Origin of the sequence: Kitasatospora sp. NPDC091207 (assembly GCF_044768625.1) — a bacterium.
Classification (GTDB): Bacteria; Actinomycetota; Actinomycetes; order Streptomycetales; family Streptomycetaceae; genus Kitasatospora.
On the sequence record NZ_JBIVVS010000005.1, the window covers coordinates 52,159 to 78,424 of the forward strand.

The following is a 26,266-nucleotide window of genomic DNA, read 5'->3' on the forward strand; positions in this document are numbered from 1 at the left end:
CGCAGCTCAGGCGCCACACCGGCGGCCTCGGCCGCCTCGTGGAGCACCTCCAGCAGCAGCCGGGCCTGCGGATCCATGCCCTCGGCCTCGGCCCGGTGCACGCCGAAGAACCGGGCGTCGAACCGCGCGACGTCCCTCAGGAACGCCCCGTGGCCGCAGTCGGTACCCCCGGGCCGCAGCCCTTCGGGATCGTGGTGCAGCCCGTGGTCCCAGCGGTCCGCGGGCACCGGGGTGACCAGGTCGCGGCCGGCCAGCAGATCGGCCCAGAGACCATCGACGGTGTCGGATCCCGGGAAGCGTCCGGCCATCCCGATCACGGCGATCGGCTGCTCCCCGCCCTCGCGGCCGGTCGCTGTCACGGCGGGTACGGCGGACGGTGCCGGCACCGGGGAGACCGAGAGGTCCGGCGCCGCACTCACCGCCCAGGGGTACTCGGCCGCCAGATGGGCCGCCAGGGAGCGTGCGTCCGGGTGGCGGAAGAGCACCGTGGGCCGCAGCTCCACGCCGAGCGTTCGGGCCAGCCGGTCGACGAGGTCCACCACCCCGGTCGAGCTCAGTCCGAGTGCCATGAATCCGGCGCCGTGCAGGTGCGCGGTGTCCGCCTCCGGGGTACCGAGCGCCGACCGCAGCAGCGGGGTGAGGAGATCGAGTGCGCGCTCCGCGAGGTCGGGTCCGTCGGCGGGCGGAAGGCCGCGATCCGGCGCGCCTACTTCCCCGCCGTCGCCACCCGCGACACCGCGCCGCTGCTCCGGCCCGGGCACGACGCCGAGCCGCTCCTCCAGCCTGGGCAGGTCGCCGTGCAGCACGACCACCTGGCTCTCGTCGAGACGGAAGGCGGCCTCCAACGCGGCGAGGCCCTCGGCGGTCTCCAACGGACGGGCGCCCGTCCGCGCGAGCACCGGGCCCTCGGCGGCCGGGGCGATCCGCATCCCGCCGTCCCGCCACAGCGGCCAGTTCACGGCGATCGTCCGGCCGTTGCGCTCGCCCGCCCGACGCAGGCTCTCGCGCCAGGCCGCGAAGGAGTCGAGGTGGCGGTTGGCCGCACCGTAGTCGGTGGCGCCCTCGTTGCCGAGCACCGACGCCACCGAGGAGTAGAGCAGGAAGTAGTCGAGGGAGCAGGAGCGGGTGGCCGCGTCGAGGTGGACGGCCCCGTACAGCTTCGGGGCCAGCACCCCGGCAATCGTCGTGCCGGACTTGGTGACGAGCAGTCCGTCGTCGACCCTGCCCGCGCAGTGGATCACACCGGTGAGCGGACCGAGGCGCTGTTCGACCGTGGCGACCGCGCGTTCCACGGCGGCGTGGTCGGTGACGTCGGCGGACAGATAGAGGGCCCGGGCACCGAGCCCTTCCAGCTCGGCGACGGCGGCCTCGCTCGCCGGGCCGGCCGGGGAGCGTCCGAGCAGTGCGACGGAGACGTCCGCGCGTTCGGCGAGCAGGCCGGCCGTGTGCCGGCCGAGCCCGCCGGCACCCCCGCTGATCAGGTAGACCCCTCCGTCGCGGGCCGGCGGGGTCGCCGGCCCTCCGGGCGCGGCGGCGAGCGGCGCGAACGCCAGCGCCGACCGGCCCTCGGCCGTGTGGCGGACTTCGGTCGGGCCTCCGACCGAGGCGGCGGCCTCCGCCAGCAGGACCTCGGCGGACGGCAGGGCGGTGAACCGTACCGTGGTGAGGGCCAGTGCGGGTTGTTCCAGCCGGATGCTCCGGGCCAGGCCGCCGACGGCGGCCTGGGCGGGGTGCTCCCGGTCCGGCGCGAGGTACGCGTGCAGGACCGGCAGCGGCTCGCGGCGACCGAGCAGCCAGGCCCGGCCGAGCGAGAACACGGACAGCAGCCCGCCGGTGTCCGCGACCGGATCGGCGCCGCCGGGGCGCAGCGCCCACAGGTGGAGTACGGCCTCCGGCTCCATGCCCCGCTCGCGCAACTCGCGAGCCAGCTCCCGGTGCTGCGTGTCGTCGGTCGGCGAGATCTCGTAGCAGTCCTCGGCCACCCGGGCGAAGGACACGCCGGGCCGCACCTGGATCAGCCGGCCGCACCGTGCCCGCAGGTCGGCCACCCGCTGCTCGTCGGTGTCCAGGGCGAGCACCACGGCCCGGGCGTACCGGTCCGTGGCGCCGGCCGGCGGCTGCGGCTGCCAGCGCGGCGCGTAGAGACGGGTGTCCGGCCCGGTGCCACCGGTGGCGGTCGCGGACCCGCCCACCCAGTGGCGTGTCCGTTCGAAGGGGTACGTGGGCAGCGGCACCCGGCGGGCGCCCGGTATCGGCGGCCAGGAGATCGGGCCGCCGGCCGTCCACCGCCGTGCCAGCTCGTCCGCCGACAGGCCCTCGGGGGCCGGACCGGCAGGGCCCCGGCCGAGGACCCGGCCGCGATGGACCGTCTGCGCCGGGCCTCCGGCGGCGAAGTCCTCCAGCAGCGCCACGAGTTCGTCCGTACCGTGCACCACGACGGCGAGCCGGTGCTCCATCGGCCGGCGGCCGTTCTGCAGGGTGTGGGCCACGTCGTCCAGGTGTCGCTCCGGGTGGTCGCGCAGGTGCCGGGCCAGTCGGCGGGCCTGTCGGCGCAGCTGCTCCTCGGTCCGCGCGGTCAGCGGGACGACCCGTTCGGCGCCGGCGGCGGGGCGCTGGGCCTGCGCGGCCTCGTACTCCTGCACCACCAGGTGGACGTTGGTCCCGCCGGCACCGAAGGTGCTGAGGGCGGCCCGGCGTGGAAGCGGCGTTCCGTGCTGCGGATCCACCGGAGCCGGCCACGGCTCGGTGCTGCGGGGCAGGCGGAAGGGCGTGCCGTCGAGCCGGATCCCCGGGTTGAGCTCCCCGATGTCGCCGATCCCGGGGATCGTCCCGTGCCGCAGGCAGAGCAGGATCTTGGTGAGCCCGGCGATCCCGGCCGCCGCCTCCAAGTGGCCGATGCCGCTCTTCACCGAACCGAGCGCACAAGCTCCCGTTCCGGCCGGCCCGTACACCGCCGTCAGTGCCTCGATCTCGATCTGGTCGCCCAGTGTGGTGCTGCCGGCCTGAGCCTCCAGGTAACCGATCGTCGCGGCCGGCACGCCCGCGTCCGCGAGGGCCGCGGACACCACCTTGGCCTGGGCCTCCGGGCTGGGAACGGAGAAGCCGCCGGTGCGCCCGCTGTGCCGCAGCGCGGAGCCGAGGAGGAGGCCGTACACGTGGTCGCCCGAGGCGAGCGCGTCGCCGAGTGGCCGCAGGACCACCGCGCCCACGCCCTCCCCGGGGACGTAGCCGTCGGCGTCCCGGCCGAACGGGCGACACCGGCCGGTGGCGGAGAGCAGACCCAACTCGGCCAAGCGCAGGTACTTGTAGGGGTGGAGGGAGAGGTTGACGCCGCCCACCACGGCGGCGCGGCACTCACCTCGCCGGATGCTCTCGGCCGCGAGGTGCAGGGCCGTCGACGACGCCGCGCAGGCGGTGTCGACGGTCAGGCTCGGGCCCTGGAAGTCGAAGGCGTAGGAGACCCTGTTGGCCAGCGACGAGGCCCAGGACCCGGCGACCTCCGGCGCGCCGTCCCGCAGCCGGTCGAGCCCGGTGAGCTGGTAGTCGTTCCACATCGCGCCCGCGAAGACGCCGACCGCGCCGTCGGTCTGACGGCCCAGGCTCTCCGGGGAGTGTCCGGCGTCCTCCACCGCCTCCCAGGCGGTCTGCAGGAAGAGCCGCTCGTGGGGGTCCATCAGGTCGGCCTGTCGGGCGGTCAGGTGGAAGAACGGCGCGTCGAACTCGGCGACGCCGTCGAGGAACGCGCCCCACTTGGCGTAGCTGCGCCCCGGCACGCCCCGTTGGGCGGTCCAGTACGGGGCGTGGTCCCAGCGGTCGGCCGGGATCTCCGTGACGCCGTCCCGGCCACTGCTCAGGACCTCCCAGAAGGCGTCGAGGTCCGATGCGCCGGGGTAGTGTCCGGCCAGGCCGACGATCGCCAACGGCTCGTCGTCGGCCGCCGACCGGCTCACCGGTGCGGGTGGGGCGGTGGGGACGGCGGGCTCCGGGGCCGGCGGCTCCGGGCTGCCGGCCGCCGCCAGTCCCCGGGAGTCCAGATGCTCGGCCAGCGCCCGGACCGTCGGGTACTCGAACAGCAGCGTCGGGTACAGCTGGGTGGCGAGCCGCTCCTCCAGCTTGCCGGCGATGGCCAGCAGGTCGATCGACGAGAGCCCGAGTTCGTAGAATCCCGCGTCCGGGTCGATCTCGGTCTCGGGGCGGCCGAGCGGGCCCGCCGCCAGGGCGGCCACCAGGGAGTACAGCCCTCCGCCCGCCCCGTCCTGCCCGTCCGGTCCCTCCTTCCCGTCAGCGACGGGGAGCGCGGCCCCGGCGATCGGGGCGGGCTCCGGCCGCTCGGGAACGGCCGGCCCGGCGAGCAGACGGGTGATCAGGTCGGCGGACCGGATCCGCTTGGCGCGGAAGCCGGTGAGGCTCGCCACGACCCGCCCGTCGGGCGAGCAGATCCGCAGGTCCGCCTCGAAGAGCTCGGCGTCCAGCCCTCCGCGCACCGGCCCCGGGACGTGCACCAGATTCTCCGCACCGAGCGGCCCGGCGACGTGGAAGGAGTCGATGAAGATCGGGATGAAGGCGGCCCCGGCGGCCTCCAGCCGGTCGCGGTCGAACAGCAGCATCGGTACCAGCGTGGCGAAGTCCAGAACCGCCGGGTGGGCGTGGAAGTGGCCGAGGTACGGTTCGGCCTCGGGGGCGAGCCGCATCCTGGCGAGGGCGTGCCCCGGCACGACCTCCACCGTCCCGGAGGCCTTCATGAACCCCCGGTGGACGATGTCCAGGGCGCGTACGAAGCCGTAGAGCTCGTCGATGTCGACCACCTGCCGGGCGGCCCCGCCGGCGTCGGCCACGAGGTCGGCGATCGGCCGGCCGGCGCGAGGACTCCGTTCGTCGGCGGCGTGCGGTTCGTCGGCAGGGTGCAGTTCGGCCCGGCAGTTGGTCTGCCAAGGGTCATCCGGGGCGTCCGCCGGCCGGCTGCGCACCGTGACCGACAGCCACCCGGCCTCCCCCACCGCCTCGCCCAGGACCACCTCGACCCGGCGACCGGCCCCCTGTCCGACGACCGGCGCGAGGAACAGGATCCGTCGCAGCTCGACCCCGGCCGGGTCGACCCCGGTGTGCCGGACCAGCCGCAGCACCAGATCGAGCAGGAAGACCCCGGGAAGGACCGGCACGGAGTGCACGAGATGGTTGCGGACGGCCTCGTCCTCGGGGCGGACGGTCGTCGCCACCCGGCGGCCGGCCAGCGTCCGCAGCACCTCCGTGCCCGCGGTCTGCTCAGGTCGGTTCTCCGTCATGGCTGGATCACTTCCTCCAGATCGAGAAGGGGGAGAAGGCTCGGTGCGGCCGGCTGCGGGCGGACCCGCTCGACCCAGTGGCGCCGACGGTGGAACACCGGCGGTGGAAGCGGCGAACGGCGGACCGGACGGGACGCCCGCTCGACGTCGGTCAGCCCACGCAGCACCGCGTGCCCGTTGGTGCCGCCGAACCCGAAGGCGCTGACGCCGGCCCGCCGCACCCCGAACCGCGGCTGCCACTCCCGCAGTTCGGTGTTGGGGCGGAACGGGGACTCCTCGAAGGCGAACCGCGGATTCGGGTGCTCGCAGTGCAGCGTGGGCGGCAGGGCCCGGTGCATCAGCGAGAGCACCACCTTCTGCAGGCCCGCCATGCCGGCCGCCATCAGCAGGTGACCGACGTTCGACTTGACGCTGCCCACCGCGCAGAACCCGCGCTCCGCCGTCCGCTCCCGGAACACCTCCGTGAGGGCCCGCAGTTCGATCGGATCGCCGATCATGGTGCCGGTCCCGTGCGCCTCGACGTACGAGACGCTCGCGGCGTCCGCCCCGGCCCGGCGCAGCGCCTCCCGCACGACCTCCTGCTGGGCCAGTGGATTGGGCGTGGTCAGCCCCATCGTGCGGCCGTCGTTGTTCACGGCGGTGGCCTCAACGACTGCGAGGATCCGGTCCCCGTCGTCGAGCGCGCGGTCGAGCGGTTTGAGCAACAGCGCGCCGGCGCCCTCCCCCGGGACGAACCCGTTCGCCCCGGCGTCGAAGACGTGGCAGGCCCCGTCGGGCGAGAGCGCCCTGGCGGCGCTCAGCGAGAGGTAGGGACGCTCGTCGAGGATGAGGTCGGCCGCGCCGGCCAGGGCCAGGTCGCACTCTCCCAGTCGCAGGGCCTGGCCGGCCAGATGAAGGGCGGTCAGCGAGGAGGAGCAGGCCGTGTCCACCACGAGGTTGGGGCCGCGGAGGTCCCGGAAGTGGGCCAGGTGCGCGGCGATGAAGTTCTGGTTCAGCCCGGTGGCCGTGGCCCGGCCCGGTATCTCGATCCGCGACCCGTAGTCGCCCGTCCCGGACCCCACGAAGACTCCGACCCGACGCCCGGCCAGGTCGTCCCCGGTGTACCCCGCGTCGGCGAAGGTCTGCTCGGCGCACTCCAGGAACAGCCGGGTCACCGGGTCGAGGTGCGCCGCATCGGCCTCGGGGATTCCGAAGTACTCCGGGTCGAAGTCCTCGATGCCGTCGAGGAAACCGCCCCATTTGCTGATGCTGCGCCCCTCCCGGTACTCGGGCGAGTACAGGGTGGCGACGTCCCAGCGTGAGCGCGGCACCTCGCGCACGCCGGAGCGGCCGTTGCGCAGCAGCTCCCAGAACTCCGTGGTGCTCGTCGTACCGGGAAAGCGGCCCGCCATGCCGATCACGGCCAGCGGGAAGGCACCGGTCGGCACTGCTGGAACCGGCGCGGCCGGGGCGGTCACCGGGGCCTCCCGGCCGGGGGCCACGGTGCGCCGGCCGGCGGCCCACCGCTCCAACGCGTCCTGGTGCGCCGTCATCAGATGGTCGGTCAATCGGGCTACCGACGGGTACTCCAGGACGACGGACGGCTCCAGCGGGGCGGCGGTCAGTTCCTCCAGCCCGGCCACGATGCCGGCGATCAGGATCGAATCGACTCCCAGGTCCGCGAACGGGGTGTGCCTGCCGATCCCGGCGGCGTCCAGCAGGAGGGCATCGGCCAGCACGTCCGTCAGATGAGCGGCGCACAGCTCGGTGAGGCCCTCCGTGCCCTTCGGCTCGTCGTGTCCCGACGCAACCGGCGGGGAAACGGCCGGCGCCGGCGGTACCAGCACGGCCGACCGGGTGCCGGGCAGCAGCCGACCGGCGGCGTCCGACCCCGCTGCGACCGCCACCACTCCGGTGAGACCGACCGTGGCCAGCGCCGTGTCCAGCAGGCCGAGGCCTTCGTCCGGGCGCAGCCCGCCGAGTCCGAGGTCGCGGTAGCGGGGGCTGGTGACCTCCCCCATGCCCGGCCCGGCCCAGCTCCCCCAGCTGATCGCGAGCCACCGGGTGCGTGATCCGCGTTCCTTCGCCCGGGCCTGGGCCCGGGCGGCATGGGCGTCGAGGACGGCGTTGGCGGCCGCGTAGTCGGCGAGGCCGACCGCGAGGGCGGGCACCACCGCCGAGATCGAGGAGTAGAGGACGACGAAGTCGGGGTCGTCCGAGGCCAGCGCCCGGTCGAGTTCGGCCAGGCCGTCGACCTTGGGCGCCCAGCAGTCGGTGATCTCGTCGTAGGGCTTGTGGACGAAGGCGGGGGTGGGGCCCACCGCCCCCGCGCAGTGCAGCACGCCCGCGATCGGTCCCAGCCGGCGGCGGACCTCGGTCAGGAAGCCCGCGGTCGCGGCGGCGTCACCGCTGTGCAGCATCACCTCGGCCCCGGCCGCCTCCAGGCGCCGCACCGCCGCTACGCGCTCGTGCCACCAGGGCCCGCCCTCCACCGGAGCCCGCCCCGGCAGCGGCCACTGCTCGCGGGGCGGCAGCGGTCGGCGTCCGGTCAGCGCGATGCGGCGGGCACCGCGCTCGACGAGCAGTTCCGCCGCTGCCAGGCCGAGGCCGCCGGTGCCGCCGGTGATCACGTAGGCCCGGTCGGGGTCGATCGGGTGGAGGCCCAGCGTGGCTGTCCCACCACCGGTCGCCGCCGTCAGCTCGGCCAGTCGCGCGACCTCCCGCACGCCGTCGCGGTAGCGCACCTCGGGCTCGGTACCCGCCGCCGCGAGCTCCCGCAGGGCCGTTCGCAGGGCACCGTGCTCGCCGTCCGCCGGCCCGTCGGTATCGACGGTGACCGCCCGTACGGCGGCGTACTCCGCGCCGACCGCCCGCACCAGTGCGGCCATCCGCTCGCCCTCGGCACCGGATTCCGCAATGGTCCGCCGAACATGGACAAGACGCAGATCTCCGCCGTCACGCCGCCCCGCCAGCGTCTGGAGCAGGCCGACCCGGCCTGCTTCTCCGGTGGGGCCGCCCGTCACGTCCACCAGATCGACCAGAGCCTCGGGCCGGCCGTGCCGGGTGAGCAGCTCCTCGGCGATCCGCCGGCCCGCCCCGTGGTCGTCGAGGTCCGTCTCGTACTCGTGGGCGGCCAGCGCCGGGAGGGCGGACGGCGCCCGCACCACGATCCAGTCGGCTTCCTCGCCGGCCAGGTCCTCCAGGAGGGCCGGCCCGGCCGTGCGCCCGACCAGCAGCCAGCGCTTGCGGCCGGCCGGTTCGGTGTCGGACTCCGAAGCCGCCTCCCAGGTCCGGGCCAGGAGCCGGGGAACGAGTACGGCCTCCGGCTCGCGGTCCGGCCCCGGGTTCCGGAGCGGACCGTGGGCCGTCGCGTGGTCGAAGGGGTAGCCGGGAAACGCCACCTTCCGGCGGGCCGGGTCGGCCGGCCAGGCGACGGACTCGCCCGCCACCCATCGCCGGGCCGTCTCGCGCAACGGGCCGGACTCACCGGTCGGTTCCGCGCCCGGGTACAGGCCGGTCGCGGCTCGGCCCGCCAGCCGGGCATCCATGCGTTCCAGCAGTTCCGCCCGGGTCGTCGCCACGATCGCGAGCCGGGCGGCGAGCGCCGGGCGACCGGTCCGCGAGGTGTGGGCGAGGTCGGCCAGCTCGGGCTGCTCGGTCGCCACGGCCCGGCGCACCAGCTCCGTGTAGGCGCGCAGCCGCTCCTGGTCCGCCGCGGACAGGACGAAGAGGTGCTCGGTGCCGTCGTCGACGGGGCCGGGAGCGGCGGCCGGCGCCTCCTCCACCACGACGTGCGCGTTGGCGCCGCCGAACCCGAAGGCGCTGACCCCGGCTCGCAGCGGCAGCGGCGCGCCGTTCCCGTCCATGGGCCGCCACGGCTGTCCGGCCGTGAGAACCCGGAACGGTCCACCGGCAAGGTCGAGGTGGGGGTTGGACCGCTCACCCGCCGCGCTCGGCGGCAGCGTCCGGTGGCGCAGGGCGAGCAGCACCTTGAGCAGGCCGGCAATTCCGGCGGCCGACTCCAGGTGCCCGATGTTGGTCTTCACCGCGCCGAGCGAGCACCACGGCTCGCCGTCGGGCGCGCCGAGCCGGGCGAAGGCCGCCCGGAGGCCGGCCACCTCGATCGGGTCGCCCAGCCGGGTGCCCGTTCCGTGCGTCTCGATGTAGGAGACCGTGCGCGGCTCCACGCCGGCCCGGCGCAGCGCCGCCGCCACCACGTCGGCCTGTGCCCCGGGGTTGGGTGCGGTCAGCGAGTGGGCGCGACCGCCGTGGTTGACGGCGCTGCCCCGGATCACCGCCTTGATGTCGTCGCCGTCGCGCCGCGCCCGGTCGAGCGGCTTGAGCACCACCGCGCCGACTCCCTCCCCGCGGACGAAGCCGTCGGCGCGCTCGTCGAAGGTCCAGCACCGGCCGGTGGCGGACAGCATGCCGGCCTTGCCCAGCGACTCGAACCAGGTCCGGGAGAACAGGGCGTTGACCCCGCCGGCCACGGCCAGGTCGCACTCCCCCGCCTCCAGCGCGCCCAGCGCGCGGTGCAACGCGGTGAGCGAGCTGGAGCAGGCGGTGTCGACCACCTCGCTCGGCCCCCTGAGGTCGAGCAGGTACGACAGCCGGTTGGCGATGATGCTTTGCACGTGCCCGGTGACGGAGTGGGCGGTGATCCGCTCGGACTCCTTGGCCAGCAGCTCGGCGTAGTCCGTGAGTGTCGCGCCCACGAACACGCCGGTGGCGGTACCGCCCAGCGCGCGGGGGTCGTACCCGGCGTTCTCGATCGCGTGCCATCCCGTCTCCAGGAACAGCCGTTGCTGGGGGTCCATCAGCCGCGCCTCTCGGGGCGAGACTCCGAAGAAGGCGGCATCGAAGGCGAGGATGTCGTCGAGGAATCCGCCCCGCAGGCGGTCCCCGTCGCTGCGCCACGGCGCCGCTTCGCCGACCGAGGTCCGAGCAGCGGTCAGGTTGGCCCAGTACGTGGCGAGATCGGGCGCTCCCGGGAGCCGCCCGGCCATCCCGATGACCGCGACCGGGAAGCCGGGTCGCTCGGTGGCCCGGACGACCGGCGCGGTCTGGGACGCGACCGTGACCGTCCGGGAGCGGCTCGTCCCCGGGCCGTCGACCGAGGCCGGACCGGCAGGCGCCGTGGCGGCGGACGCCGTGACGGCCGCGGCCGTCTCGGCCGGGTGACGGCGGTACAGCTCGGCCGCGAGCCGTTCGACCGTCGGGCTCTCGAAGAAGAGCACCGGGGTGACGGTGGTGCCGAGCACGTCGTTCAGCCGGTTCGCAAGGTCGGTGAACAGCAGCGAGTTGAACCCGTAGACGCCGAGTTCCGCGCCCGGGTCGATCCGCTCCACCGGGACCTTCGCCAGTTCGGCGGCCTGTCCGAGTACGCGGTCGCGGAGCCAGGCGACGACCGCCTCGCCGCCGGCATCGGCGTCGGCCACCGTACTCGTGTCAGGAGCCGCGAACACCGCGGCCTCCGGCTCCAGCCCGGCCAGGGCCTCGGCGAGGCGCCGCTCGTCCCCGCTGCCGATCAGCACGACCGGCCGGTCGAGTGCGACGACGGCCTCGAACGCCCGCAGCGCCTCCTCGGTGCCGATGGCCTCCAACCCCAGCGAGGTAGCGGCCAGCCGACGTACGGCCGCCGGCATCCGCATCCCGCCGTCGGCCCAGAGCGGCCACAGCGCCGACACCGTGCGGCCGCGCCGCTCGCCCCGGGCCGCGCGGGCGCTGCGCTGCTCGGCGAAGGCGTCGAGGAACCGGTTCGCCGCGCAGTAGTCCGTCTGGCCCGCGTTGCCGAACACACCGACGTAGGAGGACATCAGGAGGAAGAAGTCGAGGTCGTCGTCGGCGGTCAGCTCGTCCAGCAGGACCGTCCCTGTCACCTTGGGGGCGAGCACCTGGTCCAGCGCCTCGTCCGACTTGGCCCGCAGCAGCCCGTCACGCAGGACTCCGGCCGCGTGGATCACCCCGGTCAGCGGACCGGACCTGGTCCGCGCCTCGCGGAGGACGGCGGCCAGTGCCGGACGGTCGGTCACGTCGGCGACCGCGTAGTGGATCCGCCGGGATGCCGTCGAAGCCCCGGCGGGCTCCGGGGACCGTCCGAGCAGCGTCACCGACGCTCCGTGGCGCTCGGCCAGGGCAGCGGCGAGCAGCCTCCCGACACCCCCGGCGCCCCCGGTGACCAGGTAGTGGCCGCCGGTCCGGAGACCGCCCCCGGTGGGAGCGGGCACAGCCCGCCAGCGCCTGAGCAGGCGCCGGTCACCGGCCCGGCGGACCTCGGCGGCGCCGTGGCCCGCCTCGGCCAGCGCCTCGGCCAGAGTGATCCCCCGGTGATCGCCGCCGACCTCGATCCGGACGGTCCGCAGCAGCGGGCTCTCCTGGGCGAAGGCCCGGCCGAAGCCGGAGACCGCGGCGGAGAGCGGGTCCTGGTCCGCGGGCCGGGTGAGGCAGACGTAGACCGTGCGGCGGCCGCTGCTCAGCGCCTCCCGGGCGAGGGCCACCGCGGTGTACAGGGCCTCCGGGCGTTCTGCCGATCCGTTGTCGTCCAGCGCGCGCCGGTCGACGACCACCAGCTCCCGGCCGTCCGCCGACGGGAGTGCGGGGAGCCCGGGCCCGTCGTACCGGAGCTCGGCCGGGGCCGCCCAGAGCGCGTCGCCACCGAGTGCGACGACGAGCTGCTGCGAAGGAGCGCCGGGCCGAGCGGGTGCGGCTCCCGCAGGTTCCCACTCCGGGCTGAACAGAGCGGTCCCTGCTGCGGGCCGTCCGGGCTCCGCCCCGCGGGCCGGAACCGCCACCGGGTCGGGCAGCCAGTGCCGTTCACGGGCGAAGGGGTAGCCGGGCAGCGGCACCCGCCGGCAGTCGCCACGTGGCAGGACCTCGGCCCAGTCGACCCGGGCGCCCTGGCACCAGAGGCCACCGAGCCGGAAGTAGTCCCTGCGCCGCGCCAGGCCGCGCAGCAGATCGGTGACCTCCGCACTCCCGTCGAACAACTCGGCCACCGCCGACGGCTGTGCGGAGCCGGTCCGCCCGTGCGCGGCGGCGCCCAGCGCGCGCACGGCCTGAGCGATGTCCGCCGCGTCGGCGAGGAGTTCGAGCGCGGCCAAGAGTTCGGCCCGGTCGGCGACGACGAGGGCCAGCCGGTGGTCGAGCTCCGCTCGGCCGGCGCGCAGGGTGAAAGCGATGTCCGCAACCGTCGGGTTCCCGTCGGTGCGCAGCCGGGCGGCCAGCCGCCGGCACTGCTCACGCAGACGGTCGTCGTCCAGGGCGGAGAGCAGGACGAGGTGCGGACCCGCCGCCGGGGACGGTTCGGTGGAGCGGCGCTCCGGCGCCTCCTCCACGACCAGATGCGCGTTCACTCCCCCCGCTCCGAACGAGCTGAGCGCCGCCCGCAGCGGTACGCCCGGGGCGGGCGGTCGCCACTCGGCGGTCCGCTGCTGGACGTGGAACGGCGTACGGTCGAAGTCGACCGCCGGGTTGGGGTGTTCGGCGTGCAACGAGGGCACGAGCGTGCGGTGGTGGAGTTGGAGCAGGACCTTGGTCAGGCCCGCGACAGCCGCGGCCGCCTCGGTGTGCCCGATGTTGCTCTTGATGCTGCCGACCGGCAGCGGCCCGTCGGTGGCACCGCCGAACACCCGGGTGAGTCCCCTGATCTCGATCGGGTCCCCGAGCGGGGTCCCGGTGCCGTGTGCCTCGACGTAGTGGATGTCGGCGGGGCGCAGGCCCGCGCGACTGAGGGTGTCGGAGATCAGCGCCGCCTGTGCCTTCGGGCTCGGCACGGTGAACCCGCCGGTCCGGCCGCCGCTGTTGGTGCCGGCCGCCCTGATGACGCCGTAGATGTGGTCGCCGTCGGCCAGGGCGGCGCGCAGCGGTCGCAGCAGCACCGCGCCCACGCCCTCGCTGGTGACCATCCCGTCGGCGCCCGCCCCGAACGGCCGGCACCGACCGGTCGGGGAGAGCATGCCGAGCTGGGCGTACTGGATGCGCCGCGCCGGATGGAGGATGAGGTTGACCCCGCCGGCGATCGCGGCGGTCACGGTGCCGCCGCGGATCGCGTCGCAGGCCAGCTGGAGTGCGACGCCCGAGCCGGAGCAGGCGGTGTCGAGGGCGATGCTCGGCCCCGTGAGGTCCATGAAGTACGAGACCCGGTTGGCGATCTGGTAGAGGTCGCTGTTGGGGTAGCGGCTGTCGCCGGTGAGCGCCGCGTTCGCGCTGAGCACGGCGTAGTCGGGCCCCATCGACGCCACGAAGACACCGACGTTGCGGCCCAGGCTCTCGGGGGTGTGCCCGGCGTCCTCCAGCGCGTGGTACGCGGTCTGGAGGAACAGCCGCTGCTGGGGGTCCATCGTCTCCGCCTCGCTCGGGGCGAGGTTGAAGAAGAGCGCGTCGAACTCGTCGACGCCGTCGAGGAGTCCACCGGCGGCCGTGTACGTCTTGTCCGGGCCACCGGCCGGATCGACATGCCGGCCGTGCTCCCAGCGAACGGACGCGTCGGTGATCGATTCGGTGCCTGCCGTCAGGTTCCGCCACAGTTCGGCGGTGTCGCGGGCACCCGGGTAGCGTCCGGCGATCCCGACCACGGCGATGCCGTCCTCCGGTCCTGCCGTCTCCCCGGCGGGTCGGGCAGCGAGGCGCGGGGGCACCGGGGCGGCCTCCTGTGCGGACCGGGGGGATTCGGGCCGGGGGGACTCTCCCGTACCGGCCAGGGCCCCGGCCAGCTCACCGAGCGTCCGGTGCTCGAAGAACAGAGCCGCGGGTAGCCGACCGAACTGTTTCTCCAGGGCCACCGTGGCGTCGACGACCTCCAGCGACTCCAGTCGGAGCGACTCCAGCGTGGTGTCCGCCCGAAGGGTGGCGGCGGGTATCCGCCGGAGCCGGCCCAGCACGTGCCGGACCGCGTCCAGGGGTGCGGGCGTGCCGGCGGCGACGGTCCGCGGGAGGGGCACCGGATCGCGGTGGTCCCCGTCGATCGCCCGGCGAAGCGCCTCGGCGTCGGTCAGCTCGGCCGCGAGTTCGGCCAGGGCCGCCACTCGAACGGGGTCACCCGTCGTCGTAGGGAGCACCGGAGAGTCCGCGCCGTCGGGCCGCTCCTGCGGCAGCCCCGCCTCATCGGGGCGGAAGGACAGCCCGGCCAGCGTGGTGAGCGAGGCCCGGTGGACCACCGTGCCGTCGGCCTCCGCCCTACCCGGGCCCGCCCCGAACACCTCCTCCAGGAAGGGGCGGACCGGAGTGTTGCGACCGGTCGGACGGAGCGTCGCCACCAGGCTGCCGGCTCCGCCCTCGGCTGCCGCACCCTGGGCGATTCCGGCCAGGAAGGCGTGCTCGACACCCCGGCCGAGCACTCGGCAGCTCATCAGGAAGGTGTCGAGTTCCAGGCCTTCCGGTCGGGGCCGGGTGATCGCCGCGCCCACCAACCCGTAGTCCCCGAAGCGGTCGGCCGCCTCGACCACCCAGCAGTCCGCTCCGTCGGCGAGTGCGGCACGCAGCTCGGTCTCCGTCCTCCGGATTCCGGAGAGATTGAACTGATTGGTCCGCTGGGTCAGTTGGGCGACCCGGTCGAACTGGTCGGGCCGGGCCCGGTGGATGTCGGTCCGCAGCTGAAGGCCCGAGACGAAGTCCGCCAGGGTGGCGGCGCTGCCGCGGAGCCGCTCGCGCTCGCGGCCCGCCCGGTACATGCTGGTCCGCCTGCGGTCCTCCGCCGTGACCGTCGGCCGGTCGAACGCCCAGATCCGCTGCAGGAAGCCCGGCACCTGATCGGCGTCGGCGGGCAGGCGCAACGCCAGCACCTGAGGGTGCGCCGCCCGGACGGCGGCCACCTCCACCGGGTTGTCGTCCAGGAAGACGAAGCTGTCCAGGCCCAGCCCCAGCTCGGCGGCCAGCGCCGTCAGGTTGGCCGGCTTGGGCTGCCAGTCGATCCGGCGGGCGGCGATGTGCTCGGGACGCAACTCCAGCTCGGCCCGGCGGGCGAAGACCTCGTCGACGTCCTCCTCGGAGTTCTTGCTGCACAGGCAGAGCAGCACTCCGCGGTCGTGCTGGTCGACCGCCCACCGCTGCACCGCCCGGTGGGCGGCGGTGAGCCGGACGCCGTCCGGCCCGTCCTCACCGCAGACTCCGGCCCAGAGGGTGTTGTCGCAGTCCAGCACGAGGACCTTGAACGGCGGTGCGATCAGGGCGTGGACGTGCCTGACCACTGCCGTACCGAGTGCCGCCATGGCAGGCGGGGTGAACGGGATGTGGGCGTGCTCCTCGCGCGCGGCGTCGTAGTGGTCGGGTACGGGGTACGGTCCGCTCCAGTGCGCCTCCTCGACCAGGTGGAGGCCGGCCGAACCGTCCACCGCGGCCCGCAACCGCGCCTGTGCAGCGCCGAGTTCGGCCTCGCGGGCACTCGCGATGGCAGGCGGTGCCGGGCAGAGCAGGATCACGAGAGGTACGGCGCTGGTGGCCGCCGCGGCCGCGGCGGCGGTCGCGAACTCGTCGACCGTCCGGCTGCCCTCGCTGCCCTGCGGCCAGTCGGCGAGCCTGACCAGGACGACGTTGCAGCCCTGCCGGTTGCGGGCGAACTCGGATGCCGGGTCGAGTAGTTGCTGGAAGACCTGGCCGTAGGGCGTCAGTCGGACGTCCAGCCCGAGGCCGAGCCGGTCGATCCAGTGCTCCAGGACGGGGCGGAGCGGGTCGGTGGTGAAGGTGGCGGCGACGGCGAGCACCCCGCGCCGAGGCGGCGCGGGCACCACGGCCGCCTCGCGCTCCTCGACCTCCTCAGCTGGAGGCGCGGTGCGCGCGGGTTCGGCGAAGTCGGTCACGACGCTCGACGTCCCGGCGGGTTGAACCGCCAGGCCCCGGACGATCGCCACCGCGACCGGTTCCACCGCCAGTGCCTCGTCCTGGCCGGCCACGCTGTCGGTGAAGGAGGTGGCGAGCCGCGGTGGCCGGGCGATCAGGACACCGACCTGCGGCCGCTCCGCCGCGAAGGCCTCCAGAACGCCTTCGACCGCCCGCTTGGCGGCACTGTAGTGGGCGAGGCCCTGACGCGGCTCCTCGGCGTAGGCCGAGGACACCACCGCGATGCGCCCGCCGGTGGCCACCAGATCGTCGGCGAACGCGGCGAGAGGCGCCTCGGCCAACTGCACCGCCCGGCCGATGTGGGCGGCGGCCCTGGCGACGGTGGCCGGGTGCAGGTCCAGGGTCTGCGCCGGCGGGCCGGCACAGAGCACCAGGAGCTCGACGGGGCCGTCCTCGGCCGCGATCAGCTCACGGGTCCGGACGCACCACTCGGGGTCGCCGACATCGCCCGGGTGCAGGCGGACGCGTTCGCCGTCCGGTCCGAGGCCCGCGACCAGGGCACGCGCTTCGTCGTGGCTGTCCCGGAATCCGATGTGCACGGTACAGCCGGCCACCGCGAGCGCCTGGGCGACAGCCGCGCCGAGGCCCCGGCTGCCGCCCGCCACGAAGGCGACGCACCCGGCCAGCCCGGTGGCGCCGGGCTCGTCGGCAAGGAGGGCCCGGATCGTCCCCGGCTCGGGAGGCGTCCCCTCCCGTCGTGCGAAGACCCGGACCTCGGCCCGGGCCGCGAGGCGCCCCGCCGTGAGTTCGCCCGTCAGCCGAACGGTCCGGAAGCGGGTGTCCACGTCGGCGACGCGGCCCCGGGCGGTGAACCCCTTCGTCGACGCCGACCGGTCGAACTCGGCTTCGATGCCGCTGACGAGTGCCGCGCGACCGGGGACCTCCATGCCGGCCAGCTGGCTGCACCAGGCCAGGACGGCCGCATGAGCGGGGCCCACGCCCCGCTCGGGCAGGCCGAGGCCGTCCACCAGCCGTCGCAGCCCGGCCCAGTCGGGCCGGTACTCGGCTCCGACCTCCCGCCCCGGGGAGAGGCTCTCCACCGGGACGGCCGCCACGGTGGTCCGCAACCGCGGCCGCCCCGGGCGTGCCGGACCGGAGGGCACCTCGCCCGGGGTGTACTCCGCCTCCGCGTCGAGCAGCGGCCGGTCGCCGTCGAGGATGCGCACCGTGGCGCCGACGACACCGGTGCGTACGTCGGGTTCGTCCTCGGACCAGGCGAACCGGTACTCCTGACCGGGCAGTACCGGCCCCGGGAAGCGGACGCGCAGTCGGGCGAGCGTCAGGCCGGGCCGTACCGGACCGGTCGCGAGCGCCCGCAGCAGGCCGAGCACACCGTGCGCGACCGGTTCTCCGAACGGCGTGCGCCGGGCGTAGGAGTCGTCCACGTGCAAAGGGCTCCGGTCGCCGGCTGTCGCCGCGAACTCCTCGACCTGTGAGCGGGGCACGACCAGGCTGCCGGTGACGGTCTGCGGGTCCATGCGGACTTGGTTCCTCTCAGGGGACGCATCGGGGTCTTCGGTCGTACGCGGGCAGGCCGGTTTCCCGGACGCGACGGCCGCGCCCGGGACGGACGAGCGGTCAGCGTGTCGCGGCCGGCTCCCGGCGGGCCGCGACGATGCGCCTGGTCAGGCCGGTCAGCACGGTGCCCGGGCCGATCTCGCGCAGTTCGGCGTCCGGCCGGCCGAGGCAGTACTCGACCGACTCGTGCCAGCGGACCGGCTGGGTGAACTGCCGCACGAGGGCGCCGGCGAGCTCGCCCTGCTCGTGAGGGCGCGCGGTGGTGTTGGCGAGCACCGGGATCTTGGGCCGGGCCAGGACGTAGCCGCTCAGAAAGCGTTCGAACTCTGCTGCCGCGGGCGCCATCCAGCGGGAGTGGAACGCGCCGCTGACCTTCAGCGGCACGACCGTGGCCCCGGCCTCCACCGCCAACGCCGAGACCTCGGCCATGCCCTCCGCGGGGCCGGACAGCACCGTCTGGTCCGGAGCGTTCAGGTTGGCGATGTCGACGGGCCGGCCGGTGCGCTCCAGCACGGCCCGCACGGCCTCCTCGTCGAGACCGATCACGGCCGCCATCGCCCCGGCTCCGGAGGCCGCCATGAGCTCCGCCCGCTTGACCACGATCTCCAGGCCGGTACGGAAGTCGAAGACTCCGGCGGCGAACAGGGCGGCGTACTCGCCGAGGCTGTGGCCCGCGACGAGGTCGGGTATCTCGCCGCCGGTGCGCACCGCGTCGATGTAGGAGAGGACGTCGACGACGTACATCGCGCACTGGGTGTACCGCGTGTCGGCGAGGCGCTCGGCCGGCCCCTCGACACACAGTTCGGCCACCGAGTAGCCGAGGACCGAGTCGGCCTGCCGGACCAGATTGGGGTAGGAAGCAAGCAGCGCGCGCCCCATGCCCACCCATTGGGAACCCTGGCCGGGGAAGAGGTGGACGACGGTCACGGTTGCCTCCAGGCATCGGGAGCCGCCCAGGCCGCGAACCGCTCGGACAGCAGATCGGCGGCTCCGCGCATGAGCAGCTCGGCCAGGTCGTCGACGTGCCGGTCGCGCCAGTCCTCCCGACCGGTCCCGCGCAGGTAGCCGTTCAACGCGCCCATGGCCGGGCCGCAGTTGATCTGGTAGTCGACCAGGTGCCGCTCCGAACCGCCCATGGCCGAGCGGATGGAGTGGACGAAGTACGCCTTGAAGACCAGCAGCATCCGATGCTTCGGGTCCCGCTCGGCCAGCTCCAGGCTCGCCGGGTTGGCCTGCGCGTAGTACTCCCGGGTCTCCTGCCAGACCTCCTCGAAGCTGCGGCCGAAGTACCGGCGCTGGATCTGTTCGGCGGTCGCCGGGTCGAGATCCTCCAGGGAGTCGTACCGGCGGTAGAGCTCGTACAGCTTGTTGGCCCGCGCGGGATAGAACAGGCCCCGCCGGAACACCTGTGCCCGGGCACCGGTCTCCAGCATGTCCCCGGCCGGCACGGTGGCCATGTCGTGCGCCTCGGCCGTCTGGAGCATGTCCTTGACCCGGTCACTCGTTCCGCACTCGACGGTGCACTGGTTGATGCTGCCGGTCAGGACGAAGTCCGCGCCGAGCACGAACGCCGCGGCGACCGCGTGCGGATCGCCGAGCCCGCCGGCGGCTCCGACCCTCACCCGGGCAGCGGGAGGGAAGCCGCGGGCCGCCCGGTCGCGCTGCCGCACGGTGTCGGGCAGGACGATCACGAGTTGCCGCTGGTCGGTGTGGCCACCGGAGTCGGCCTCGGCACAGAGGTCGTCCGCCAGCGGAACGTACTGCGCGAGTTCCGCCTCGTCCGCGGTGATCCGCCCCCGGTCGAGCAGGTGCTCGACCAACGCACGCGGTGCGGGCGCGAGGAACGCCTGCGCCACCTCCGGGCGGGACACCTTGGCCATCACGCGGTTCGGCACGTGCACCGAACCGTCCCGGTCCCGCCGCAGCCCGGCCAGGCGGTACCTGACCAGGCTCGGCGTGGGCAGGACGAACGACGCCGCCTCCACCAGCCGGACCCGGTGCCGGAGGAGGACGTCGACCTGTTCCTCCTCCCTCGCCGGATTCTCGGCGCTGGCCAGCAGGTTGACACCGTACGGGCCGTCGCCGAGCTCACGTCGGAAGCGCCCGATCGCGGCGACGACCTGCTCCGGCCGGAGGCCGCCGGCCCCGAAGAAGGAGAGCAGACCCGCCCGGCCCATCCGGACCACGAGGTCCTCCGAGGCGACCGCCTTGTACATCGACCCCGCGGCGTACGCGTACCGCACACCGTGGTCGGCCCTGAACCGGGCGCTGCCCAGTGTCTCAGGACCGACCAGGGCCTGCTGCGTACCGGTCGGTCGGTGGTGCGCCAGCGTACCCATCTCCTGCTCCTCCTCTCCGGTTCCGGTCCTCGGGGTTCGGGTCAGCTCTCGCCGGCCGCCGCCCGCCGCTTCTCGTAACGGTCGAGGATCGCCGGCATCTCGGCGCTGACGAAGCCGAGGAAGCGCTCCATGTTCGCCAGCCGGAGCAGCCGCTCCTCGGAGACGCCTTCGGCCCGCAGCCCGTCCAGCCCGGTCCTGGCCACCTGGTGGAAGTCGGGGAACTCCGAGAAGATCCCGCGGACCTTCGGCCCCCAGCTGTTCTCCCGCAGGCGGATCGTGTAGTCCTCGGTCAGCGCCCCGGTGCGCTCGAAGACGCTCACCGGGTCGTTGTCCGGGGTGAGCTGGTCGACGATGCGGTCGATCGCGGCGCGCGGCACTCCGAGGGCTCGGGAGATGCCGCTCGCGGACTGGACCGGCGGATCGCAGATCATCATCCAGCCGACGACCCGGCCGCGCTCGTGCGGCATGCCGTCGTTCTCGTAGTAGTACTGGGCGACCTTCTCGACGAAGGACCGCTCGCCCTCGGTCGGGGCGGTGGCTTCGGTGGTCACGCGGTTTCCTCTCTGCGCGTCACGGTTGAGGGCTCGTCACGGCTGGGCTCGTCATGCCTCGGCGCGGCACGGCGGCGGATCGTGCGGGGCTCAGGTGGAGACGCTCCGCAGGTGCTCCTCCCAGCGCCTGGTCAGGTCCGCGAGGTCGCCGACGATGTGGCCGAAGAGCTCCTCGATCTCGGCGATCCGCCGGGTGCGCGCCGCCGGCGCGTCGGCCAGGACCTCCAGGCCGTGGCGGAAGATCTGGTGGTACTCCGGCCAACTGGCGAAGGTGTCGGCCACCGCCTTGGGGTAGCCGTTGTCGACGAGGCGGTAGCGGACCGGCTCACCGGGCTGCTCGACCCGGCGGTACAGGCCGGCGAGGCTCAACTGCTCGATGAGCTGCTCGATGCCCTCCGGGGTGGCGTCCACGGCGGCGCAGATCTCGTCGAGGCTCTGCTCCGCCGGATCACTGATGATCATCCAGGCCATCACCCGGCCCTTCTCCCACGTGACACCGTGCGCCTCGTGGTAGTGCCGGGCCACCTCGTCGACGAACGAGCGTTCGGCCTTGGTCAGGGTCTCGTAGCGGCTCCCGCCAGATGCGTTGCCCACTGCATCCCGCCTTCCGGTGCGACTGGTCGGTCCGCTGCGGGAGCCTCGGCCCCTCAGCGGTTGAACGACGATCAGCCTGTCCGACCCGCTTGCGCAGCACCCCCGGAGAACCCCCAGCACCGCACCCCAGCACGCGCGTCGTCGCAGCTCAGGCGCTCCGCGGCACCATGGCGGGAACCTTCGCGAGCGCCCGGACGAGCTCCGAGCGCTTGCTGATGCCGAGCTTGGTGTAGGTCTGACGCAGGTGCCACTCGACGGTCTTGACCGTGATGAACAGCCGCTGCGCGATCTCCCGGTTGCTCAGGCCCTCGGCCGCCTTCGCCGCGACCCGCTGCTCGGCCGGGGTCAGGGGCGCCGTGCCCTCGGCCGTCTGCGTGAGGCGGGCGCCGGCCAGCCGGAGTTCGGCCCGGGCGGACTCCACGATGCCGGTCGCGCCGAAGCGTCCGCCGAGTTCCATCCCGGCCGTGAGTCGTTGGCGCGCCTCGGTGCGGCTACCCATCCGACGCAGCGCCGAGCCGAGGGCGACCAGGGTACGGGCCCACTCCAGGGTGTTCGGCAACCCGCAGAGCAGTTCCTCCGCGGACTCGATACGGCTGAGTCCCTTTCGCCCGCCCACCAGCTCGCCGTAGGTGCGCAGAGCCACCGCGAGAGGCCTGCCCGCCCCGAACGAGCTGGCCCGGACCACCTCCTCGAAGGCCAGCTTCCGGGCCGCCCGTGATCCTTCCGTCACCGTCAGGGCGCGAACCGCATCGGTCAGGTATCCGGCCGTCGCGGCCGGGTGCTGCCATCCCTTCTCCCCCGCGAGACGCCGACACTCCAGCAGGTCGCGTGCGCCTTCCTCGAAGCGCTCCAGGGAGACCATCAGCCGGCCCCGGGCCACCCGCACGAGGCCGTACAGGGCCGATTCCGGCAGCTCCGCGGCCAGACCGTACCGCTCCAGCACCGCCTCGGCCTCGGCCGGCCTACCGGTCTCGATCAGACACTGAACGAGTGTGGAGGCCGCGATCAGGGAGCCCCAGACGGTCAGCGAGGCGCTGTCGTGGTGGCGCAGGACGACGCGGGCCTCACTCTCGGCCGTTGCCAGCCGCCCGGTGTCGAACAGCACCGTGGCACGCAGACCGCGCGCTGCCATGGCGGCCAGGACGTGCCCCCGGTCGTCCGCCTGCCGGAGGATGTCGGTGAGGCCCCGCTCGGCCCCGGCGAAGTCGTCGCACTGGGCGAGCGTCCAGGCGGCCAGGGAGGCGGACTGGAACTCGAGGTCCTGCGGCGTGAGGTGGATCCCCTCCGCGATGGCGCCGCTCGCCAGGCGCGCCACCCGGATCGACGGGACCCCTCGGCAGAGTGCCTCCGCCGCGGCGTGGGCCCGGTCGGGAGCGATGTCCCGGCTCGGTGGCGCCGAGGCCTGCCTGCGACAACCGCGCCCGGTCGACAGCCGGGCCAGTGCGGAGGTCAGCGTCCGGGCCTGAACCACCGCCGGATCGTCGGCGCGCTCTCCCGTCCGCCAGGCCCCGCCGGCCATGACGACGGCTTCGTCGTAGCGATCGGTGGCGGCGAGGGCCTGTGCGAGGTCGAGCCTGACCGAGCGTTGCAGCCCGTGCTGGGGTGCCCTGCGCAGGGCCTCGAAGAGGTGCGACACAGCCGACCGGTCCCGGGCGCGGAGCTCCGCCGCACCGAGCTGCGCCATGATCTGGTCGCTCACCGCCTCGCCGGGGGCCTCGGCCATGGCCCGGATCAGGTAGCGCGTCGCCGCTCTGGGGTCTCCGTTTCGGACCGCCTCCTCGGCTGCGGCACGAAGCAGGTCGACCGCCCACGCGTCGGCGTCCGGGTCCGTCTTGCACAGGTGGTCGGCAGCGGACCGGGGGGCTCCCGCCGACCACAGCAGGCGTGCCGAGCGGCGGTGGGCGGTGTTGCGTTCCTGAGCCGGCAGCGCGTCGTAGATCACCTGACGGACGATCGGCCGCTGGAAGGTGTACGGAACCCCGGGAAGCAGTAACTTGGCGTCTCGCAGGAGACCGGCGGCCGCGGCCGCCACGGCCTCGTCGAGGCCCGACACCGGACACACGTGTCTAGGCTCCGCCGCGGTGTCGAGCACGGCAATCGCTCCCGCGAGCACGGTCGCGGCGTCCGGTAGCCGGCGGACCCTGCGCCGGATCTCCCAGGCGACTCTGCTCGGCGCGAGGGCGCCCACCTGCGTTGCCGCAGCCGCCACCGGTTCGATGCCCCGGTCCGCCACATCCGCCAGGAGCTCGTGCAGATGCCGTGGATTCCCGGCGGTCGCCGAGTGGCAGGCTTCGGCGAAGGACTCGTCCACCTCGCCGCCGAGGATTCTCGCAGCGGTCTCCCGGACCGCGCCCACGCTCAGCGGCCCGAGGGTCGCGAAGCCGGCCGACGGCGCGGCGACCACGGACATCAGCAGGTCCTGGGCCGCCGACCCGGTGGTGGGTTCACCGGCGAGGAGCACCAGAACGGCATCCGTGTCGATGCGGTTCACGAGGTAGCTGAGGAAGCGCAGGGCCATCCGGTCCGCCCAGTGCACGTCGTCGACCACGAGCACGAGCGGCTGATGCCGGGACAGGTTGCGGCAGAGCCAGTAGAGACCGTGGAGAACGGCATGCAGTTCGGGGGCCTCCTCCTCGGGAGCGGGGGCGAGGCCCCCTGCCTCCTGGTCGTAGTCGAAGAGCGAGCGGGCCAGTGCGGCCGGGCCTCCGAAGGGGTCGGGCACGCCTCCCGACGGTTCGGCCGGAGTGCGTTCGAAGAGTTGGCGCACGATCGCCCAGGAGAACCCCTGCTCCAGTTCGCCGCCACGCGCGTGGAGCACCTGGAACCCCATGGTCTGCGCATCGTCCCTGAGGAGACGGAGAAGACTCGTCTTCCCGCTGCCCCGCTCGCCCTCGAACAGCACCACTCCGCCCTCACCGGCACGCGTACGAAGCAGGGCACTGGTGGCAACCTCCGTCTCCCGCTCGCGCTCCAACAGTCGAGGAAGGTCCTGCCGCATCGCTACACCCCTTGTGAGAACCGTGACGGTGGACCGGTTCGCTCACCCCCGCCCCCATCGGCTGGTGGCGAACCGTCGAACGGACACAGACTGATCGCGCATCCCGGTCAGCCGGATTTCCGTGGGGGGTCATGGCTGATCAAGGAAGGCGTAAAGGGCAGGTCAACTCGAAGGACTGTACAGCGACCACGAGATCCACAGCCGTAAAGAAAGCGTCAAAACTACTCCCAGCAAGGACACTTCGCGATCAGATTGGCTGCAGGTCGATCAAAGCCCGGCAAAGACCACGGCGTCGTCCTCCGCCGGGGTGGCGGAGGACGACGCCGAGGTCGGGCCGGTGCAGGCCGGTCAGAACCGGTCTACGCCGGGCCGAGCCGCACCGGCAGCCTGTCGAAGCCGACCATCTGCGGAGGAACGGCCCAGGCGAGGTCGCCGTCCCGGTCGACCTCGATCGTCTTGAACCGCTCGAACAGGGTCCGCAGCACCAGGCGTCCCTCCAGCCTCCCCAGGGCGTTCCCGATGCAGTGGTGCGTGCCGTACCCGAAACCGAAGTGCCGCCCCTCGCTCCGGCGATGGATGTCGAACGCCTCCGGCTCGGGGAACATCCGTTCGTCACGGTTGGCGGAGCAGAAGCTCGCCGCCACGTGCTGGTGCGCCGGAATGGTCACACCGGCGACCTCGACGTCGCGCGTGGAGCCGCGCAGTCCCGTGGTGATCGGCGGCCGGTGTCGCAGGACCTCCTCGATCGCGTTCGGCAGCAGCGAGAGGTCGGCGCGCGCCTGCGCCTGCGCCTGCGGGTTCAGGTCGAAGAGATCCACCGCGTTGGCAATGGTCATCGTGGTGCTGATGTGCCCGCCGGCGAACATGACGTTGGCGAAGTTGACCGTCTCGTCCTCGGTCAACCGATCACCGTCCAGCTGGGCGTTGGCCAGCGCCGTCAGCATGTCGTCGCCGGGCTTGTTCCGGCGCTCGCGAACCTTCGCCCGCAGGTACGACACGGCCTCCTGCTGGAGTTCACCGAGCGCCTCCGCGAATCCGTCCTGCGCCATCTCCTCGGGCGTGACGTTCATGACCTTGCGGGCCCAGTCGTAGAACAGGACCCGGTCCTCGGCCGGGAGCCCGAGAATCTCCAGGATCACCGCGATCGGCACCGTGTAGGCGAGCTCCGCCACCAGATCGACGTGCTCCTTGCCGACGAACCCGTCGATCACCTCGTTGGTGATCCGCACGATCTGCGGTTCGAACTCGGCGATCGAGTGCGGCGTGAACGCCGTCCCCAGGATCTGACGGACCCGGGTGTGCCGCGGCGGATCCATCTGCGGCAGGCTCTCCAGACCCGACTCCGGATACCCCATCCGGTGCATCTCGGAGGAGAACGTCTCGGGATGGGTCAGGACGTTGCGGGCGTCGGCGTAGCGGTAGACCACCCACCAGCCCGTCACCGGGTCCCGGTGGACCGGATGCTCGTCCCGCATCAACCGGTACCAGTCGTAGATGGCGGGGTCGTTGACATTGGGCTGCGGCGGAATCTCCGTGCTTGACACTCCGTCACCTCTCTGAACCGGGGCGATTGACCAGGGGCAGCCTTTCCGACCGACGGACGGGCGGCACCCGTGACACCCCCAGCTCCGACCCCAGTACCCGCCCGCAGGCCGGCAGGCCGGTCGATCAGGCCTCCGCGCCTCCCGCGCGCTGCGCCTTCCAGCGGTCCAGCATCCCCTCCAGTTCCGTGATCATGAACTCGAAGAACTCGGCGCTCTCGGCAAGCCGCCCGCCGGCCGCACTCTCCGCCCCAAGGGTGGCCTCGCCCTCCTTGAGCACCCGCACCCAACGCACCAGCACCTCGTCCCGCCGGGTCAGCGACTCGTACCAGACGTCGTTGAGCACCCGGAAGCGATCACGACGCGATCCGGGCTCACGCTCCTTGGAGACCAGACCCACCTGGGTCAGGTAGCGCATCGCACCGGAGACGGCAGCGGGGCTGATCTTCAACCGCTCCGACAGCTCGGCCGAGGTGAGGACGCCGGTCTCCTCCGCCATCAGACAGGAGAAGATCCGCGCGGGCATCCGGGGCACCCCCGCCGCCGCCAGCTCCGCCGCGAAGCGCTCGACGAACCCGGACACCGACTCCACGTCGCGCCCCTCCTGCACCTGCCGCTGCTCCGCCTGCAT

General features: G+C 73.7%; 9 protein-coding genes and 1 pseudogene (1 of these 10 cut by a window edge). All 10 read right to left on the reverse strand.

All coding sequences use genetic code 11. The features are described 5' to 3' along the window. Positions 1-5,282: the 5' portion of an SDR family NAD(P)-dependent oxidoreductase gene (locus ACIQTO_RS11865; protein ID WP_402386381.1), read on the reverse strand. It extends 4,927 nt beyond the left edge of the window; only the first 5,282 of its 10,209 coding nucleotides appear in the window; the start codon lies at positions 5,280-5,282; its stop codon lies off the left edge, out of view. Further along, the gene (locus ACIQTO_RS11870; protein WP_402386964.1) at positions 5,279-16,981 is read right to left on the reverse strand and encodes an SDR family NAD(P)-dependent oxidoreductase; all 11,703 of its coding nucleotides are present in this window, start codon (positions 16,979-16,981) and stop codon (positions 5,279-5,281) included. Before ACIQTO_RS11870 ends, ACIQTO_RS11865 begins: the two co-directional genes overlap by 4 nt. Positions 16,982-17,299: 318 nt before the next feature. Beyond that, positions 17,300-17,581, reverse strand: a pseudogene (locus ACIQTO_RS11875) (MaoC family dehydratase); the annotation flags it as partial. Between the two features lie 91 nt (positions 17,582-17,672). Then, positions 17,673-18,539, reverse strand: coding sequence for an ACP S-malonyltransferase (gene fabD, locus ACIQTO_RS11880; RefSeq protein ID WP_402386384.1), 867 nt, complete (start codon positions 18,537-18,539; stop codon positions 17,673-17,675). Further along, positions 18,536-19,951 carry a PfaD family polyunsaturated fatty acid/polyketide biosynthesis protein gene (locus tag ACIQTO_RS11885; RefSeq protein WP_402386387.1) on the reverse strand — a complete coding sequence of 472 codons (1,416 nt, stop codon included), beginning with the start codon at positions 19,949-19,951 and terminating at the stop codon, positions 18,536-18,538. Before ACIQTO_RS11885 ends, fabD begins: the two co-directional genes overlap by 4 nt. 41 nt (positions 19,952-19,992) lie before the next feature. Continuing rightward, positions 19,993-20,502, reverse strand: coding sequence for a hypothetical protein (locus ACIQTO_RS11890; RefSeq protein ID WP_402386389.1), 510 nt, complete (start codon positions 20,500-20,502; stop codon positions 19,993-19,995). A gap of 90 nt (positions 20,503-20,592) precedes the next feature. Further along, a complete protein-coding gene (locus ACIQTO_RS11895) occupies positions 20,593-21,096 on the reverse strand; it encodes a hypothetical protein (RefSeq protein WP_402386392.1) in 504 nt (167 codons plus the stop codon). Positions 21,097-21,244: 148 nt separating this feature from the next. Then, positions 21,245-24,094, reverse strand: a complete 2,850-nt coding sequence (locus ACIQTO_RS11900) for an ATP-binding protein (protein ID WP_402386395.1) — start codon at positions 24,092-24,094, stop codon at positions 21,245-21,247. Between the two features lie 359 nt (positions 24,095-24,453). Continuing rightward, positions 24,454-25,638 carry a cytochrome P450 gene (locus ACIQTO_RS11905; RefSeq protein WP_402386397.1) on the reverse strand — a complete coding sequence of 395 codons (1,185 nt, stop codon included), beginning with the start codon at positions 25,636-25,638 and terminating at the stop codon, positions 24,454-24,456. A 124-nt stretch (positions 25,639-25,762) separates the two neighbouring features. After that, positions 25,763-26,266, reverse strand: a complete 504-nt coding sequence (locus tag ACIQTO_RS11910) for a GbsR/MarR family transcriptional regulator (RefSeq protein WP_402386399.1) — start codon at positions 26,264-26,266, stop codon at positions 25,763-25,765.